The sequence below is a fragment of the Bacillus sp. MC1252 genome, from assembly GCF_056838025.1.
Genome location: NZ_CM166369.1, coordinates 2,509,733 through 2,526,761, shown reverse-complemented (window position 1 = coordinate 2,526,761; position 17,029 = coordinate 2,509,733). Strand labels below are relative to the sequence as shown.

16 protein-coding genes and 1 riboswitch are annotated in these 17,029 nt (G+C 42.7%); all 16 genes read left to right on the top strand.

Annotation, left to right across the window (positions count from 1 at the left end; genetic code table 11):
- Window positions 1-21: 21 nt before the first annotated feature.
- Window positions 22-279: a cell division protein ZapA gene (gene zapA / locus ACYH0L_RS12990; RefSeq protein ID WP_034320877.1), complete on the top strand. Its 258-nt coding sequence runs from the start codon at window positions 22-24 to the stop codon at window positions 277-279.
- Between the two features lie 7 nt (window positions 280-286).
- A complete protein-coding gene (locus ACYH0L_RS12985) occupies window positions 287-820 on the top strand; it encodes a CvpA family protein (RefSeq protein ID WP_099726927.1) in 534 nt (177 codons plus the stop codon).
- A 114-nt stretch (window positions 821-934) separates the two neighbouring features.
- Window positions 935-2,647, top strand: a complete 1,713-nt coding sequence (gene polX / locus ACYH0L_RS12980) for a DNA polymerase/3'-5' exonuclease PolX (RefSeq protein WP_482354088.1) — start codon at window positions 935-937, stop codon at window positions 2,645-2,647.
- Between the two features lie 21 nt (window positions 2,648-2,668).
- Entirely contained in the window at window positions 2,669-5,026 is a 2,358-nt protein-coding gene (locus tag ACYH0L_RS12975) for an endonuclease MutS2 (protein WP_099726976.1), read from the top strand.
- 14 nt (window positions 5,027-5,040) lie between these two features.
- Window positions 5,041-5,445 carry a DUF350 domain-containing protein gene (locus tag ACYH0L_RS12970; protein ID WP_007501637.1) on the top strand — a complete coding sequence of 135 codons (405 nt, stop codon included), beginning with the start codon at window positions 5,041-5,043 and terminating at the stop codon, window positions 5,443-5,445.
- 160 nt (window positions 5,446-5,605) lie between these two features.
- Window positions 5,606-5,857, top strand: coding sequence for a hypothetical protein (locus tag ACYH0L_RS12965; protein ID WP_482354087.1), 252 nt, complete (start codon window positions 5,606-5,608; stop codon window positions 5,855-5,857).
- Window positions 5,848-6,063, top strand: coding sequence for a hypothetical protein (locus ACYH0L_RS12960; protein ID WP_482354086.1), 216 nt, complete (start codon window positions 5,848-5,850; stop codon window positions 6,061-6,063). The genes ACYH0L_RS12965 and ACYH0L_RS12960 overlap by 10 nt, the downstream gene beginning before the upstream one ends.
- 103 nt (window positions 6,064-6,166) lie before the next feature.
- Complete coding sequence (locus tag ACYH0L_RS12955) at window positions 6,167-7,885, top strand: AMP-binding protein (protein WP_249704976.1); 1,719 nt, start codon at window positions 6,167-6,169, stop codon at window positions 7,883-7,885.
- Between the two features lie 165 nt (window positions 7,886-8,050).
- Window positions 8,051-8,635 carry a TetR/AcrR family transcriptional regulator gene (locus ACYH0L_RS12950; RefSeq protein WP_099726930.1) on the top strand — a complete coding sequence of 195 codons (585 nt, stop codon included), beginning with the start codon at window positions 8,051-8,053 and terminating at the stop codon, window positions 8,633-8,635.
- Window positions 8,636-8,660: 25 nt separating this feature from the next.
- The gene (locus tag ACYH0L_RS12945) at window positions 8,661-9,440 is read left to right on the top strand and encodes an enoyl-CoA hydratase (protein WP_249704977.1); all 780 of its coding nucleotides are present in this window, start codon (window positions 8,661-8,663) and stop codon (window positions 9,438-9,440) included.
- 31 nt (window positions 9,441-9,471) lie between these two features.
- Window positions 9,472-10,245: an electron transfer flavoprotein subunit beta/FixA family protein gene (locus tag ACYH0L_RS12940; RefSeq protein ID WP_249704978.1), complete on the top strand. Its 774-nt coding sequence runs from the start codon at window positions 9,472-9,474 to the stop codon at window positions 10,243-10,245.
- Between the two features lie 44 nt (window positions 10,246-10,289).
- Window positions 10,290-11,267: an electron transfer flavoprotein subunit alpha/FixB family protein gene (locus tag ACYH0L_RS12935; RefSeq protein WP_249704979.1), complete on the top strand. Its 978-nt coding sequence runs from the start codon at window positions 10,290-10,292 to the stop codon at window positions 11,265-11,267.
- A 75-nt stretch (window positions 11,268-11,342) separates the two neighbouring features.
- Complete coding sequence (locus ACYH0L_RS12930; protein ID WP_256498885.1) at window positions 11,343-12,821, top strand: alpha-N-arabinofuranosidase; 1,479 nt, start codon at window positions 11,343-11,345, stop codon at window positions 12,819-12,821.
- Window positions 12,822-13,067: 246 nt separating this feature from the next.
- Entirely contained in the window at window positions 13,068-13,382 is a 315-nt protein-coding gene (gene trxA / locus ACYH0L_RS12925; protein WP_007501629.1) for a thioredoxin, read from the top strand.
- A gap of 139 nt (window positions 13,383-13,521) precedes the next feature.
- The gene (gene uvrC, locus ACYH0L_RS12920) at window positions 13,522-15,294 is read left to right on the top strand and encodes an excinuclease ABC subunit UvrC (protein ID WP_256498883.1); all 1,773 of its coding nucleotides are present in this window, start codon (window positions 13,522-13,524) and stop codon (window positions 15,292-15,294) included.
- Window positions 15,295-15,355: 61 nt separating this feature from the next.
- A riboswitch (Lysine riboswitch) is annotated at window positions 15,356-15,533 on the top strand.
- A 140-nt stretch (window positions 15,534-15,673) separates the two neighbouring features.
- The gene (locus tag ACYH0L_RS12915) at window positions 15,674-16,909 is read left to right on the top strand and encodes an aspartate kinase (protein ID WP_249704982.1); all 1,236 of its coding nucleotides are present in this window, start codon (window positions 15,674-15,676) and stop codon (window positions 16,907-16,909) included.
- The last annotated feature ends 120 nt before the right edge of the window (window positions 16,910-17,029 follow it).

The window sequence follows — 17,029 nt, the reverse complement described above, 5'->3', positions numbered from 1 at the left end:
TCGTGGAATGGAGGAGAAACGTTGTCTGACGGCGGTAAAACGAAAACAACAGTTGAGATTTACGGACAGTCCTATACAATCATCGGTCAAGAAACAAAGATGCATATGCGACATGTTGCTTCAATTGTTGATGATAAAATGAGAGAAATAAATGAAAAAAACCCATACCTTGATATAAACAGATTAGCTGTACTGACAGCAGTCAATGTCGTCCACGACTACTTGAAATTAAAAGAGCAATACGAAAAACTAGAGGTTCAGCTTAAAGAAAAGGAATGAAATTACCGTGATCGATATCATCATTTTGTTTTTGCTTCTTATGGGAACGCTTGTCGGTCTAAAACGCGGGTTTATTCTTCAATTTATTAAATTGATTAGCTTTGTTGTTTCTATTTTAGTGGCTTCCATGTTTTATCAGTCACTTGCACCACAGCTTACGTGGATTCCAGCACCTAATTTCAGCGGTGGTCAAGCGCAGCTCGCTTTCTTTAGTGGGAATCTAGAAACAGCTTATTATAATACCATTGCGTTTATCATTCTGTTTATCTTGACCAAAATCCTGCTCGCCATTATTGGCGGATTGCTCACAACCATTGCAAGTATACCTGTGATTAAACAGGTTAACAAACTGCTTGGCGGTGTTTTAGGATTTCTCGAAACATATCTATTTGTGTTTATTCTATTGTTTGTCGCTGCACTACTTCCAGTGGATGCGCTGCAAACAATGATGAGCAAATCAATATTAGCAGATGTGATCGTAGGCAACACCCCTTATCTGTCCAGTCTTGTCAAAGACTTATGGACGACGTATGGAGTTTAAAAACTTCTCCTTTCTTGGAGAAGTTTTTTCTCATTCCATGACAGAAAGTTGTAGGATGAAGGAAAAGTTTGTATATTTATAAAGGAAGATGCCAAAGCGGCTGGAGGTTAAGAGATGAATAAAAAAGATATTATCAAACTTCTTGAAACAATTGCAGTATATATGGAGCTAAAAGGAGATAATCCTTTTAAAATATCTGCCTTTCGTAAAGCAGCAGCGGCACTTGAACAAGATGACCGCAGCCTTTCTCAAATAGATGATCTATTAGCATTACCCGGCATTGGGAAAGGGACCTTTGCTGTCATCACAGAGTATATCGAAAAAGGACAATCAGAAACACTCGAACAATTAAAAAAGGAAGTGCCTGAAGGACTTGTCCCGCTCTTAAAATTGCCAGGATTAGGCGGGAAGAAAATTGCTAAGCTTTACCAAGAACTTGGTGTAAGCGATGCACAGTCTTTAAAAGAAGCGTGTGAAGCTGAGAAAGTTCAAGCGCTCGCTGGCTTCGGCAAAAAAACAGAGGAAAAAATTCTTACAGCCCTTGAGGAAGCGGGAAAGCAGCCTGAACGACTGCCAATTGGCTTTGCATTAGATGTCGCAGAGCGAATTGACCATGCGCTGGAACATATGGAGGGGATCATCCGTTTTTCAAGAGCTGGCAGTTTAAGACGTGCACGTGAAACGGTCAAAGATTTAGATTATATCATTGCAACAGATCACACAGAACAGGTCAGAGAGCAGCTCGTTGCACTTGATGATGTAAAAGACATCATTGCAAGTGGTGATACGAAGGTATCTGTGAATCTTACGCTTGATTTTGAGATCAGTGTGGACTTCCGTCTTGTGACAACAGAGCAATTTGCTACAACGCTGCATCATTTCACTGGCTCAAAAGATCATAATATTAGAATGCGGCAGCTTGCGAAGGAACGCGGAGAGCGTATTAGCGAATATGGTGTTGAAACGATTGAAACAGGTGAAGTGAAAACATTCGAAGACGAAAGCGCTTTTTACGCCCATTTTCAACTTCCGCTCATTCCGCCAGAAATTCGTGAAACCGGAGCAGAGATTGATACGTATAAAGAAAGTATGCAATTTGTAGAATTGAAAGATATCAAAGGCGACCTTCATATGCACTCGACATGGAGTGACGGAGCATTCTCTATTCGTGAAATGGCAGAGGCATGTATCGCTAAAGGCTACGAATACATGGCTATAACGGATCACTCGCAATACTTAAAAGTCGCAAACGGTTTAACAAAAGAACGGCTGCGTCTGCAAGCAAAAGAAATTGACAAGCTCAACCAGGAATTCGAGCATTTTCACATTTTCAAAGGAGTCGAGATGGATATTTTGCCGGATGGATCGTTAGATTATGATGATGACTTTTTAGCAGACATGGATTTTGTGATTGCCTCTATCCATTCTAGCTTTTCTCAGCCGGAGGAAGTCATTATGAAGCGCCTTGAAAATGCCCTGCAAAATCAGCATGTGGATTTAATTGCACATCCAACAGGACGTTTGATCGAGAGACGAGACGGCTATGCCTTAAATATTGATCAGCTCATAGAGCTTGCGAAGAAAACGGGCACTGCACTAGAGCTCAACAGCAACCCGTCAAGACTTGACTTGAAAACAGAGCATTTAATGAAAGCAAACGAAGCGGGAGTGAACATCATGATCAACACAGATGCGCACAACATCGCCATGCTGGATCATATGGAAGTCGGTGTAACAGCTGCAAGAAAAGGCTGGACACCAAAAGCAAATGTCGTGAATACTTTTTCTCTTAACGAGATGAAAAAGTTTTTAACGCGTGACAGGTAGTCGTTAGGAGGCTGTACAATGCTGCAACAAAAAGTGTTAGCATCATTAGAATTTCATAAAGTAAAAGATAAAGTCATGTCCTATACCGCATCCACTTTAGGAAAAGAAAGAGCGCAGGATTTAACGCCGCTCACGGATATAGACACCATTCAGCATTTGCTGGAAGAGGTAGCAGAAGCACAAGATGTGATCCGTTTAAAGGGGTCTGCGCCGTTTGGCGGGTTAACGGATATTAGACGCGCGGTCAAACGGGCAGAAATCGGCAGTACATTAAACCCTTCTGAGCTGATGGAAATTGCAGGACTATTGTATGCTGTGAAGAATATGAAGCACTTTCTCACGTCCATGTATGAAGATGGTGTAGACATACCACGCCTTCATACATATGCAGAAACGCTTATTTTACTTCCTGAAGTCAGAAAAGAAATCGAGAGCTGTATTGGTGATAATGGAGAAGTACTTGATCATGCAACCCCTGCACTTCGTTCGTTACGCATCCAATTACGCTCACTAGAATCAAAAGTACGTGATAAATTAGAATCGATGATTCGTTCACAATCTGCTTCAAAAATGCTTTCAGACACGATTGTGACCATTCGTAATGATCGTTTTGTTATTCCGGTGAAACAAGAGTACCGCTCGAACTACGGTGGGATTGTTCACGATCAGTCTTCTTCCGGGGCAACACTTTTTATTGAGCCTCAAGTGGTCGTGGATCTAAATAACACCTTGCAGCAAACTCGTTTAAAAGAAAAGCAAGAAGTCGAAAAGATCCTGCAAATGCTGACAGAGAGCGTGTCAGAGCATATTCATGAACTGCTTCATAATGTAAAGGAACTTCAGACGTTAGACTTTATCTTTGCCAAAGCCAAATATGCAAAGGCAGAAAAAGCAACAAAGCCTTCTGTAAACGATCAAGGAGAAATTTATTTAAAACGAGCAAGACATCCCCTGTTGCCTCGGGATCAGGTCGTGGCAAATGACATTGAGCTTGGTAAGGATTTTTCAACGATCGTGATCACTGGACCAAATACAGGTGGTAAGACAGTCACCTTAAAAACACTTGGGCTGCTGACACTCATGACACAGGCGGGCCTTCATATTCCAGTTGAAGAAGGATCAGAAGTGGCTGTATTCGACCAAGTCTTTGCTGATATTGGAGACGAACAGTCCATTGAACAAAGCTTGAGTACGTTCTCATCACATATGGTCAATATTGTGGATATCTTAAAGCATCTAACCTCGGATTCACTTGTGTTATTTGATGAATTAGGGGCAGGCACAGACCCTGCTGAAGGTGCAGCACTTGCGATGAGCATCTTAGATGAAGTTCATCAAACAAATGCACGCGTCATCGCAACGACTCATTATCCTGAGCTGAAGGCATATGGGTATAACCGAGAAGGTGTCACAAATGCGAGCGTCGAGTTTGATATTGAAACCCTATCACCAACGTACCGTTTGCTCATCGGTGTGCCGGGACGAAGTAATGCGTTTGAAATTTCCAAACGTCTTGGTTTGCCTGACCATCTGATTGACCGGGCAAAAGCGGACATGCATGCAGAGCATAATGAAGTAGACCAAATGATTGCTTCATTAGAAGACAGTAAGAAACAAGCGGAAGAAGAACTGCATGAGACAGAAGCCTATCGAAAAGAAGCAGAGAAGCTACATAAGGAACTGCAAAGACAAATTCTTGAATGGAATGAGCAAAGAGACAAGCTGCTTGAAGAGGCCGAACGAAAAGCGAAAGAAAAAATCGAACAAGCAGCCAAAGAAGCAGAAGACATCATTCAAGAGCTGCGGTCCATTAAAAGTGAGCATCGCTCGTTCAAAGAACATGAACTCATCGATGCGAGAAAGCGTCTTGAAGAAGCTGTCCCTGAGTTTGACCGGAAGAAAAAACCAGAGCCAGCGAAAAAAGCAGAAAGACAACTAAAACCAGGCGATGAAGTCAAAGTGCTCACATTCGGACAAAAAGGAACGCTGCTCGAACAAACAGGTGACAAAGAATGGAGTGTCCAAATGGGCATTCTGAAAATGAAAGTAAAAGAAAAAGACATGGAATTTATCAAATCAGCACCCGAATTTAAACAAGAGAAAGCCATTACAGCGGTCAAAGGGAAAGATTATCATGTATCGCTTGAGCTTGATTTAAGAGGAGAGCGTTATGAGAATGCCTTAAGCAGGGTCGAGAAATATTTAGATGATGCTGTATTAGCTGGCTATCCGCGCGTGTCGATTATTCATGGAAAAGGAACTGGCGCCCTAAGAAAAGGGGTCCAGGAATTATTAAAGCAGCACAGAAGTGTGAAAAATGCTCGTTTTGGCGAACAAGGCGAGGGAGGATCAGGTGTCACCATCGTCGAATTAAAGTAAAAAGGAGAAAACGCATGAAAGCCTTTTGGGAAAATGAACTTGTGGAAATCGCCGCCTATTACAGCGTGGCCGTCCTATGTCTTGTCTTATTTCTAACCATTTTTGAACTCGTGACCTCCTATAAAAACTGGGAAGAGATCCAGCGTGGGAACTTAGCGGTTGCCATGGCAACCGGCGGGAAGATCTTTGGGATTGCGAATGTGTTTCAGCATTCCATCGCACAGCACAACTCCCTTCTTCAAATGGTTGGATGGGGCGTATACGGCTTTGTGATGCTGCTTGTCAGCTATTTCATTTTTGAATTTTTAACACCAAGATTTAAAGTAGATAAAGAGATTGAGAATGATAATAGAGCAGTTGGGTTTATTTCACTCATTATTTCAGTTGGGCTGTCTTACGTAGTAGCAGCCGGCATTTAAGGAGACGACATGGAAAAGCTAGCAAAAGTATTAATTGTAGTTGCCTGCACTTTTGCGGTCATTGGCGCCGTTTACATGTTCCTGTGAAATGAAGAATACAATGTTAGAAAGCTGTCAGGGAACCCCTTGACAGCTTTTATCTCATTAAAGGCGGCGAATCATGATGAAGCAAATTCTACAAAAAGACGAACTGATGAAGCGAATTGATACTTGTCTCCAAAAAACATCACTTCCCCGAGACATATATGAACCGTATATCGCACGTCCATTTCAAACGACTGGTTTTTTTGATGATTTGAGTCCATATATTCAGATTGATCGAAATGACTATATCCTCATTCAATATGAACGAGGAGTGCAAGTGCTTCATAAAAGAACAACAGAGGCGGATGAAGTCATTTATTGGGTTTAGAAGACACCATCTTTCTCACTGTTTACATAGACATGCTGAAGCAGTATCAAGTCGACAACATCCATACACATTTACCTCATGACCCTAGTATCCATAAACAGATCGTGGAAAGAGTCAATGAGGCGTTCCGTGCGGTTGGGGGATTATATGAGAAGTGGCATCACGAAGGAAAAAGAGCATCTATAGAAGCACAGGCGAAAAAATGAAGGTGTGCAATTTTGAACCAAGCTCTATTTGAAAAAAGGAAACTGCCATAAGGAAAAGTTTGCTATAATAAAATAGTACGAAAGTTCAGGAAGGAGGGTTTTTATGCAGTCAGATAAACGTTGGCTTCTGCATTACCCGAATCAAATTCCCCACGAACTCACCATCCCAAATGAAACGTTACAATCTTACTTATTCAGCTCCGCAGAGGCAGCACCTGAGCATACAGCCATTCATTTTTTAGGAAAAAACATCACCTATGAACAGTTACAAGAAGAGGCACTTAAACTAGCCAATCACCTGATGAAAATTGGCGTAAAAAAAGGCGACCGAGTGGCTATTATGCTGCCAAACTGCCCTCAATCGGTTATTTCTTATTATGCTGTTTTGATAGCAGGCGGCATTGTTGTTCAAACGAACCCGCTTTATACAGAGAAAGAACTCGAGTATCAAATGGAGGACAGTGGCTCTAAAGTGCTGATCACACTCGATCTTTTGTATCCAAAGGCCTATAAAATGAAAGCGCTGACAAGTATGGAGCACTTAATCATCACCAAACTACAAGATTATTTGCCATTTCCGAAAAACATTCTTTTCCCCATTGTCCAAAGAAGAAAAAACAAAATGGTCATCCAAGTCGAGAAAAGTGATACCATTCATCACTTCTCGCAGGTGATGAAAGAGTCGTCAGGAGAACAGATTCCACAGCAGGCCTTTCAACCGAAAGAGGATGTCGCTGTTTTGCAGTATACAGGGGGAACGACCGGTTTACCGAAAGGGGTCATGCTCACGCATGAAAATATTTTAGCCAATACAGAAATGTGTGCATCCTGGATGTATAAAACGAACGGGGGAAAAGAACGGATTCTTGGCATTATTCCGTTTTTTCATGTGTACGGAATGACCACTGTGTTGAACCTTGCAGTCAAAGAAGGTCATCAAATGATTCTTCTTCCTCGTTTTGACGTGGCTGACACTCTCAAAACCATTGAAAAACAGAGGCCAACGTTGTTTCCAGGAGCACCAACGATGTATATCGCCCTGCTGCATCACCCGAATATTGAAAAGTATGACCTGTCGTCCATTACGGCTTGTTTAAGCGGCTCTGCGGCTCTTCCTGTTGAAGTCAAACAAAGCTTTGAAAAATTAACAGGAGGACGTTTAGTGGAGGGATATGGTCTTTCAGAAACCTCACCAGTTACCCATGCCAATTTCTTATGGGGAGCGAACAAAACTGGCAGTATTGGCTGTCCTTGGCCCAATACAGATGCCGGCATTTATTGCGATGAAACTGGGGGACTCAAAGAGCCATATGAGCATGGTGAAATTATTGTCAAAGGGCCGCAAATTATGAAAGGGTACTGGAATCAGCCAGAAGAGACAGCGGCTGTGTTAAAGGACGGGTGGTTTTTCACCGGAGATATTGGATATATGGATGAAGACGGTTTCTTCTATATAGTAGACCGGAAAAAAGATGTCATCATTGCGAGCGGCTATAATATTTATCCAAGAGAGGTCGAGGAAGCCCTTTATGAGCATGAGCTTGTACAAGAAGTCGTCGTTGCAGGTATTCCAGATCCGTACAGGGGAGAAACAGTGAAAGCATTTGTTGTCCCAAAAAAGGATGCCTATTTAACTGAGGATGAGCTCGATCGTTTTGTCCGAACGAGAATTGCTTCATTTAAAGTGCCGCGTGTCTATGAATTTAAAGAGTCACTGCCTAAAACGGCCGTAGGGAAAATCTTGCGCAGAGTGTTGATTGAAGAAGAAAAAAGAAAGCAATCATCTTCTTTTGAAGCGCCAGTTGACCAATTTAAAAAATAACCTGCATCATCCGGTCCAGCGGCCGGATGATTTGAATTGTGACTGTCTGCTCTGGTATGCTAAAGGTTGAAAAGAAAGAAGAAGAGCACTTGACAAATCACTCGTTTCTTTTTAACATGAAGTTATGAATGAATGCTCATTCAATTTAGAAAGGGACGAAGCACATTGAAGCAGAAAAGACCGAAGTACATGCAAATTATTGATGCAGCAGTTGTGGTGATTGCAGAGAACGGCTATCATCAATCACAAGTTTCAAAGATTGCCAAACAAGCAGGGGTAGCAGACGGAACGATTTATCTCTATTTCAAAAACAAAGAGGATATTCTGATCTCATTATTCAAAGAAAAAATGGGACAATTCATCGAACGGATGGAAACAGATATTCAAAAGAAACCGTCTGCCAAAGAAAAACTTCTTCTGCTGATTCAGGAGCACTTTCGCCTGCTTTCGCAAGATCATCATTTGGCTCTTGTGACACAGCTTGAACTCAGGCAGTCAAACCTTGAGCTGCGGCAAAAAATCAATGAGGTGCTGAAAGGGTATTTAAATATGCTCGAGACGATTTTAACAGAGGGAAAGAAAACAGGAGAATTCAGACAAGATTTGGATGTTCGCTTAGCGAGACAAATGGTATTTGGGACGATTGATGAAACCGCTACAACATGGGTCATGAATGATCAAAAGTATGATCTGACTGCACTTGCAGAAAACGTACATGATCTTCTTTTAAACGGAATACATCAATCTTAAAGACAATTGAAAAAGGATGATTGACATGGAAAAGATACTCAGCTTACATCAAGAAGAACAAATAGCGCTCATCACGATTCAACATCCACCTGCAAACGCCTTATCTTCTCAGCTTCTCACTGAGCTCAATGATATGTTTGACCAGCTCGAACAAAACGAAGAAGTGAGAGCCATTGTGATCCACGGAGAAGGCAGGTTCTTTTCAGCAGGTGCTGATATTAAAGAATTTACGACCTTACAGAAAGAGTCAGATTATGCGAGTCTTGCAGACAGAGGACAGCAAGTCTTTGAACGAATTGAGCAATGTCCAAAACCAGTCATTGCCTCTATTCACGGAGCAGCACTAGGCGGAGGTCTTGAGCTGGCGATGTCATGTGATATTCGAATTGCAACAAAAGAGGCGAAGCTTGGGCTGCCGGAACTAAACCTCGGCATCATTCCAGGATTCGGCGGCACGCAGCGCCTGCCTCGCTATGTTGGGTCTGCTAAAGCACTTGAAATGATGGGAACAGCTGAGCCGATTACAGGAAAAGAGGCACTTGCCTGCGGGCTTGTTTCAAAGCTTGCAGAAACAGAGGAAGAAGCGCTGGATACAGCCAAAACACTTGCGATGAAATTTGCAGCGAAAAGCCCTAAAACGCTCGAGTATGTGCTTGAGTTATTGAATGCGGCAAAAGTGTACTCATATGATGGCGGAATGAAGCTGGAAGCCAAAAAGTTTGGTGAGGTATTCCAATCAAATGACGCCAAAGAAGGCATCCAAGCCTTTATCGAAAAGCGCAAACCGAACTTTAAAGGGGAATAAGGGATTAGTACGACACAAGGGGGAGAAATGAATGAATATATTTGTTTTGATGAAGCGTACGTTTGACACGGAAGAGAAGATTTCCATTCAGTCTGGTGCAATTCAAGAAGATGGGGCAGAATTCATTATTAATCCTTATGACGAGTATGCAATAGAAGAAGCGATTCAGCTTCGGGATGAGCACGGAGGAGAAGTGACCGTTGTCACAGTGAGCAGCGAGGATGCGGAGAAACAGCTGAGAACAGCGCTTGCTATGGGCTGCGATCAGGCCGTTTTGTTAAATGTTGAAGATGACTTGGAAGAGTGGGATCAATATTCAGCTTCTACCATTCTATATCACTATTTCAAGGAGAAAGATGCTTCCTTGATCTTAGCAGGAAATGTGGCGATTGACGGCGGGTCTGGACAGGTTGCCCCGCGCCTTGCTGAATTACTTGGGTTTTCATATGTCACAACGATTACAAGCATTCAAATTGATGGTGATTCCGCTTCAATTGAACGAGATGCAGAGGGTGACGTGGAAGTGATTTCCGCCCAGCTCCCGCTTGTTGTCACAGCGCAGCAAGGTCTTAATGAGCCTCGTTATCCATCATTACCAGGCATTATGAAGGCAAAGAAAAAGCCTCTAGAAGAATTGGAACTAGATGATTTAGATCTCGATGAAGACGATGTGCCATATAAAATCAAAACAATTGAACGTTTCTTACCGGAGAAAAAAGAGGGTGGCAAGGTGCTGAGCGGTGAGCTTCAGGATCAAGTCAAAGAACTGACAGATCTACTAAGAAATGAAGCAAAAGTCATCTAAACATCCACTTTACGATATCACGAGAACAAGGGGGAGCTTGAAAGATGAGTAAAAAAGTTGTTGTACTTGGAGAAAGTCGTGACGGTAAATTAAGAAATGTGACATTTGAAGCGATTGCTGCCGCTCATCAAGTGGCTGATGGCGGTGAGGTCATTGGCGTATTAATAGGGGATCAAGTCAAAGAACAAGCCGATGAACTGCTTTACTATGGAGCGGATCATGTCATGATAGTGGAACATCCGCACCTTTCATATTATACGTCAGATGGTTTTGCGCAGGCGCTTCAAGCCATATTAGATCAAGTCAATCCGGATGCAGTGCTCTTTGGCCATACGTCTATCGGAAAAGACTTGTCACCCAAAATAGCAGCACGCCTGCAGACAGGCTTGATTTCAGATGCGATCGATGTCAGCGTTACCGGAGAACATCTCGTTTTCACTAGACCGATTTACTCTGGAAAAGCCTTCGAAAAAGTCATCTCGACGGATCGCCTACTTTTGGCGACCATTCGGCCAAACAACGTGGCACCGCTGGAGCGAGATGCGTCACGAGGCGGAGAAGTCACTCCAGTTTCTGTCGATATTCAGAACCTGCGAACGATCGTGAAGGAAGTCATTAAAAAAACGTCAGAAGGTGTAGACTTATCCGAAGCAAAAGTTATTGTCGCTGGAGGGCGGGGGGTCAAGAGCAAAGAAGGTTTTGAACCGCTGAAAGAACTCGCCCAAACGCTAGGCGCAGCAGTCGGTGCCTCGCGTGGAGCTTGCGATGCAGACTACTGTGATTATGCCCTGCAAATTGGTCAAACCGGTAAGGTCGTCACACCTGACCTTTATATTGCCTGCGGGATTTCAGGCGCGATTCAGCATTTAGCCGGAATGTCTAACAGTAAAGTCATTGTGGCGATTAACAAAGATCCAGAAGCTGAAATCTTCAAAATCGCCGATTACGGAATTGTTGGTGACTTGTTCGAAGTGGTTCCACTTTTGAATGAAGAGTTAAAAAAGATGAATATCCACTCGTAACGCTCATACACTCAGAATGCCTAGGTATTCTGGGTTTTTTTGTATGTCATTATGAGACAAAGGGGCGGATGACAAGTGAAGGGTACAGTAAAAGTCAATGACGTGATCGGACGCATTTCTAAACACATTTATGGACACTTTCAAGAGCACTTAGGAAGAGGAATTTATGACGGGATTTGGGTAGGAGAAGACTCATCAATTGACCATATTGAAGGAATTCGAACCGATGTGCTAAAGGCGCTTCAAGCATTACATATCCCGGTGCTTAGGTGGCCGGGCGGCTGTTTTGCAGACGAGTATCATTGGGCAAATGGCGTTGGCGATCTGAGTGAACGAAAGCCGATGGTGAACACTCATTGGGGAGGTACCATTGAATCAAATGCGTTTGGCACACATGAATTTATGCGATTGTGTGAGTTACTTGAATGTGAGCCTTATATTTGCGGCAATGTTGGAAGCGGGTCTGTTCAAGAATTAGCGGAATGGGTAGAATACATCACATTTCCTAAGGGGACACCTATGTCCGATTGGCGCATTCAAAATGGAAAACAAAAACCTTGGAAGCTGACTTATGTTGGCGTAGGCAATGAAAGCTGGGGCTGCGGCGGGAATATGACACCTGAATACTATGCAGACCTATATAAACGCTATCAAACGTATGTGAGAGAGTTTGCTGGTAACCGTATTTATAAAATAGCTTGTGGAGCGAATTCAAATGATGTGAATTGGACAAAAGTATTAATGGAACGGGCTGCACCATGGATGGATGGGCTCAGTTTGCATTACTATACCGTTCCTGGTACATGGGAGAAGAAAGGGTCTGCGACTGATTTTGATGAGGATGAATGGTTTACAACGTTGAAAAAGGCCTATGAGATGGAGCAGCTTGTCATGGATCATGGAAAGATCATGGATCGTTATGATCCAGACAAGCGAATCGGGATGATTATTGATGAATGGGGGACATGGTATGACCCAGAGCCAGGGACCAATCCAGGGTTTTTATATCAGCAAAACACACTGAGAGACGCCCTTGTCTGTGCCCTGCATTTTCATATATTCCACCGTCATTGCCAGCGGATTCACATGGCGAATATTGCCCAGACGGTCAATGTCCTGCAAGCGATGGTGTTAACGAAGGACGAAAAGATGATCCTGACCCCTACCTATCATGTATTTCATATGTTTCAAGTGCATCAGGAGGAAGAAGCACTTGAAGTGGAGTTTGATTCACCGCCGTATGAACGCCGAGGTGAAAAAATTCCTCAGGTCAGCGTGTCAGCCTCACGTTCCTCTGACAAGATGCATATTAGTTTCTGTCACCTGAACCCTTATGAAAAAGCAGAGGTATCCCTTGCAATAGATGGGATTGATCCACAAACGACTGCCACTGGCCGCGTGCTGACAGCTGAACGGATGAATGCGCACAATACATTCGATGATCCTCATTCCATTCAGCCTGCGAACTTCGAGAAATTTGCTGTAAAGCCCGGCGAATTAACCATAGATCTCCCGCCTATGTCGGTTGTCATGATGACTGTCGATCTGACTTGATTGCATATTTTGATGTTTGATGAGAAGAATGTTGGGGCATCATACATTGTAAATGAAGCGGAAAGGGAGTTATGTCATATGCTTAGAACCATTCTGATGATCATCGGTGCGATTGTTGTTATTGGTGCGATTATACGGTTTGTTTTTTAATTCATTTCATAAAAAATGATTCGTAAGCATTTCATTCGCAAGTCACATTGGTAGATGCTATACTAAAAAGCATAATTTACATTGGAGGAATGAATAATGGCAATCGTAAAAGCTACTGACGCAACATTTTCACAAGAAACGGCAGAAGGTGTTGTTCTTGCAGACTTTTGGGCACCATGGTGCGGACCTTGTAAAATGATTGCTCCAGTTCTTGAAGAACTTGATCAAGAAATGGGCGATAAAATGAAAATTGTAAAAATTGATGTAGACGATAACCAAGAAACTGCTGGTAAATACGGCGTGATGAGTATCCCAACACTTCTTGTTTTAAAAGACGGTGAAGTCGTAGAAACGTCTGTTGGTTTCAAACCAAAAGAAGCACTAGCTGAGCTTGTCAACAAACATCTATAAACACAACCATGCCATTGCGGTATGACCACTGAAGCGGTTCTCGTATAGACGAGAGCCGCTTTTCTTTCAATATGGTATAAAACAAATGTTCGTGATACACTAGAAGGAGTGAAAGAGGAAAACAAGGACGGATGAAAATATGAACAAACTGATCAAAGAAAAGCTGTCAGTCCTGCCTGATCGACCAGGCTGTTACTTAATGAAAGATAGACAAAATACGGTCATCTACGTGGGGAAGGCAAAGGTATTAAAAAATAGAGTGCGCTCTTATTTCACTGGATCTCATGATGCCAAAACGCAGCGGCTTGTCAGTGAAATTGCGGACTTTGAATACATTGTGACCTCATCTAACATTGAGGCACTGATTTTAGAGCTGAATTTAATTAAAAAGTATGACCCAAAATACAATGTTATGCTCAAGGATGATAAGACGTATCCTTTTATTAAAATTACGAATGAACGGCATCCTAAGCTGATCGTCACCCGCAATGTGAAAAAGGATAAAGGGAGATACTTCGGTCCATACCCTAACGTACAAGCAGCAAGAGAAACCAAAAAGCTGCTTGACCGCTTATATCCTCTAAGAAAATGTGCGACACTCCCTGATCGTGTCTGTCTTTATTATCATCTTGGACAATGTCTCGCACCATGTGTGTATGACATTTCTGAAGAAACGAATAAACAGCTCGTGGATGAAATCACCAGGTTTCTTAATGGAGGGCACCAGCAAATCAAGAAAGAACTAACCGAAAAGATGCAGGAAGCGTCCGAACAATTAGAGTTTGAGCGGGCAAAAGAACTGAGAGATCAAATCGCTTACATCGACTCAACAATGGAAAAGCAGAAAATGACGATGAGTGACTTATCAGATCGAGATGTATTTGCCTATGCCTATGATAAGGGCTGGATGTGTGTCCAAGTCTTCTTCATCAGACAGGGGAAATTGATTGAACGTGATGTCAGCTTGTTCCCTATGTATCAAGACCCCGAGGAAGAATTCCTTACATTTTTAGGGCAATTTTATGAAAAAAACAACCACTTCCTGCCGAAAGAAATTTTGGTGCCAGACAGCGTAGATCAAGAGATGATCGAGCAGTTGCTTGAGACGAACGTTCACCAGCCGAAAAAAGGAAAGAAAAAGGATTTACTTTTACTTGCACACCAAAACGCCAAAATCGCCCTGAAAGAAAAATTCTCGCTCATTGAGCGCGATGAAGAACGGACAATTGGAGCGGTGAAGCAGCTCGGGGACGCACTTAATATTTATATGCCATACCGGATCGAGGCATTTGATAACTCAAATATTCAAGGAGCAGATCCTGTTTCCGCCATGGTTGTCTTTCAGGACGGGAAGCCATATAAAAAGGAATACCGGAAATATAAAATCAAAACTGTCGCAGGACCAGATGATTATGCATCCATGCGTGAAGTTATCAGAAGACGATATACACGCGTGTTAAAAGATGAGCTGCCGCTGCCAGATTTAATTTTAATTGACGGAGGAAAAGGACAGATCAACGCAGCCATAGACGTGCTCGAAAATGAATTGAATCTGTCTGTTCCAGTGGCAGGTCTTGTGAAAGATGAAAAACATCGGACATCGAATCTCATGATGGGTGATACACTTGAAATTGTTGCGCTAGAGCGTAACAGTCAGGCCTTTTATTTATTGCAGCGTATTCAAGATGAAGTGCACCGGTTTGCCATTAGCTTTCACCGGCAGCTGCGCGGAAAAAATGCATTCCAGTCTATTTTAGATGATGTACCAGGTATTGGAGAAAAGCGAAAAAAACAGCTCCTCAAACATTTTGGCTCTGTGAAAAAGATGAAAGAAGCCTCTGTCCAAGATTTTCAGGAGGCTGGCATTCCGAAACAAACGGCCGAACTTTTAATGGAGGCATTAAAAAAATAGATTGTACTTTTTCCAAAAGTCTGTTAAGATGTGACTAATTTAATAAATGAGCGTGTTGTTTGTTGAAGATAGAGGTGCGAACTTCAAGAGTAGGCCTTCAGAGATCGATGGGATCTAGGAAGAGGGCTGAAAGGGGAGCGTCGCCGAAGTGAATAAAATCCACTCATTTTATTCGCTGGCTGTACATTGAAGAAATGTAGGGCTGTCAAGAATTTATTTCTTGGAGGGCTATCTCATTGTTTGCATCTTTTAATGATGATTTCAAAGCAATGGGAGATTTGTTCTCTCATTGCTTTTTTTATTTGCAGTGAGTGGGCAGTCTCCAAAGCCGCTTCTTGCTCTTCTCTCACACGTGATCTTTTGAAAAAGGGTGGTAGACATGGGACTAATTGTACAAAAATTTGGCGGAACATCTGTTGGATCGACAGAAAAAATTCGCAAAGCCGCAGAGAGAGTCATCGCTGAACGTAAGGCAGGTCATGATGTGGTCGTGGTTGTGTCGGCGATGGGAAAATCAACGGATGTTCTAGTAGACCTTGCCAAAGAACTCACAGATGATCCAAGCAAGAGAGAAATGGATATGCTGCTAACAACTGGGGAGCAAGTGACCATTTCATTATTGGCGATGGCGCTGCAAGCAAAAGGCTATGATGCCATTTCCTTTACAGGCTGGCAGGCTGGTATGAAAACAGAGCAGGTGCACGGAAATGCAAGAATCGTGGACATCGATGAATCAAGAATCAAAGAGGAACTAAGTGCTGGGAAAGTCGTTGTTGTAGCAGGCTTCCAAGGAATTGCAGATGACCTACATATCACAACACTTGGACGCGGGGGATCAGATACGACGGCTGTGGCACTTGCTGCTGCATTAAAAGCAGACAAATGTGATATATACACGGACGTACCAGGTGTGTTTACGACAGATCCGCGTTATGTACCGTCCGCGCGAAAACTTGCGGGTATTTCATACGATGAGATGCTCGAGCTGGCCAATTTAGGGGCAGGCGTCTTGCATCCGAGAGCCGTTGAGTTTGCGAAAAATTATCAAGTCCCACTAGAAGTCCGTTCTAGTATTGTAAATGAATCGGGTACGTTAATTGAGGAGGAATCATCCATGGAACAAAATTTAGTCGTAAGAGGAATTGCATTTGAAGATCAGATGACACGCGTGACGGTGTGCGGCCTTTCAAGCGGTTTAACAACATTATCGACCATTTTTACGACGCTTGCTAAGCAAAATATCAATGTTGATATCATCATTCAGTCCGTCACAAGCACAAATCAGACTTCCATCTCTTTCTCTGTGAAAACGGATGATTTGTCCAAAGCAGTTGAAGTACTAGAAGAATATAAAGGGGCGCTTGGCTATGAGCAGATTGAGACAGAAAGCAAATTAGCCAAAGTATCCATCGTTGGGTCTGGTATGGTCTCAAATCCAGGTGTAGCTGCTGAAATGTTCGCTGTGTTAGCTGAAAAAGATATACAAGTGAAAATGGTCAGTACGTCTGAAATCAAAGTTTCCACAGTGGTTGGCCGTGATGATATGGTCAAAGCGGTGGAAGCCCTGCATGATGCATTTGAATTATCGAAAGTGAGCGCAGCTGCTCATTCTTAAAAAATAAAAAGAGGTGTATCTCATGAAAGAGTGCACCTCTTTTTTATATTTGAATCGGCCGCATATTAAAAGGAACACACGTGCATAAACCCATTCACTAAGTATGCTATGATAGAAGAA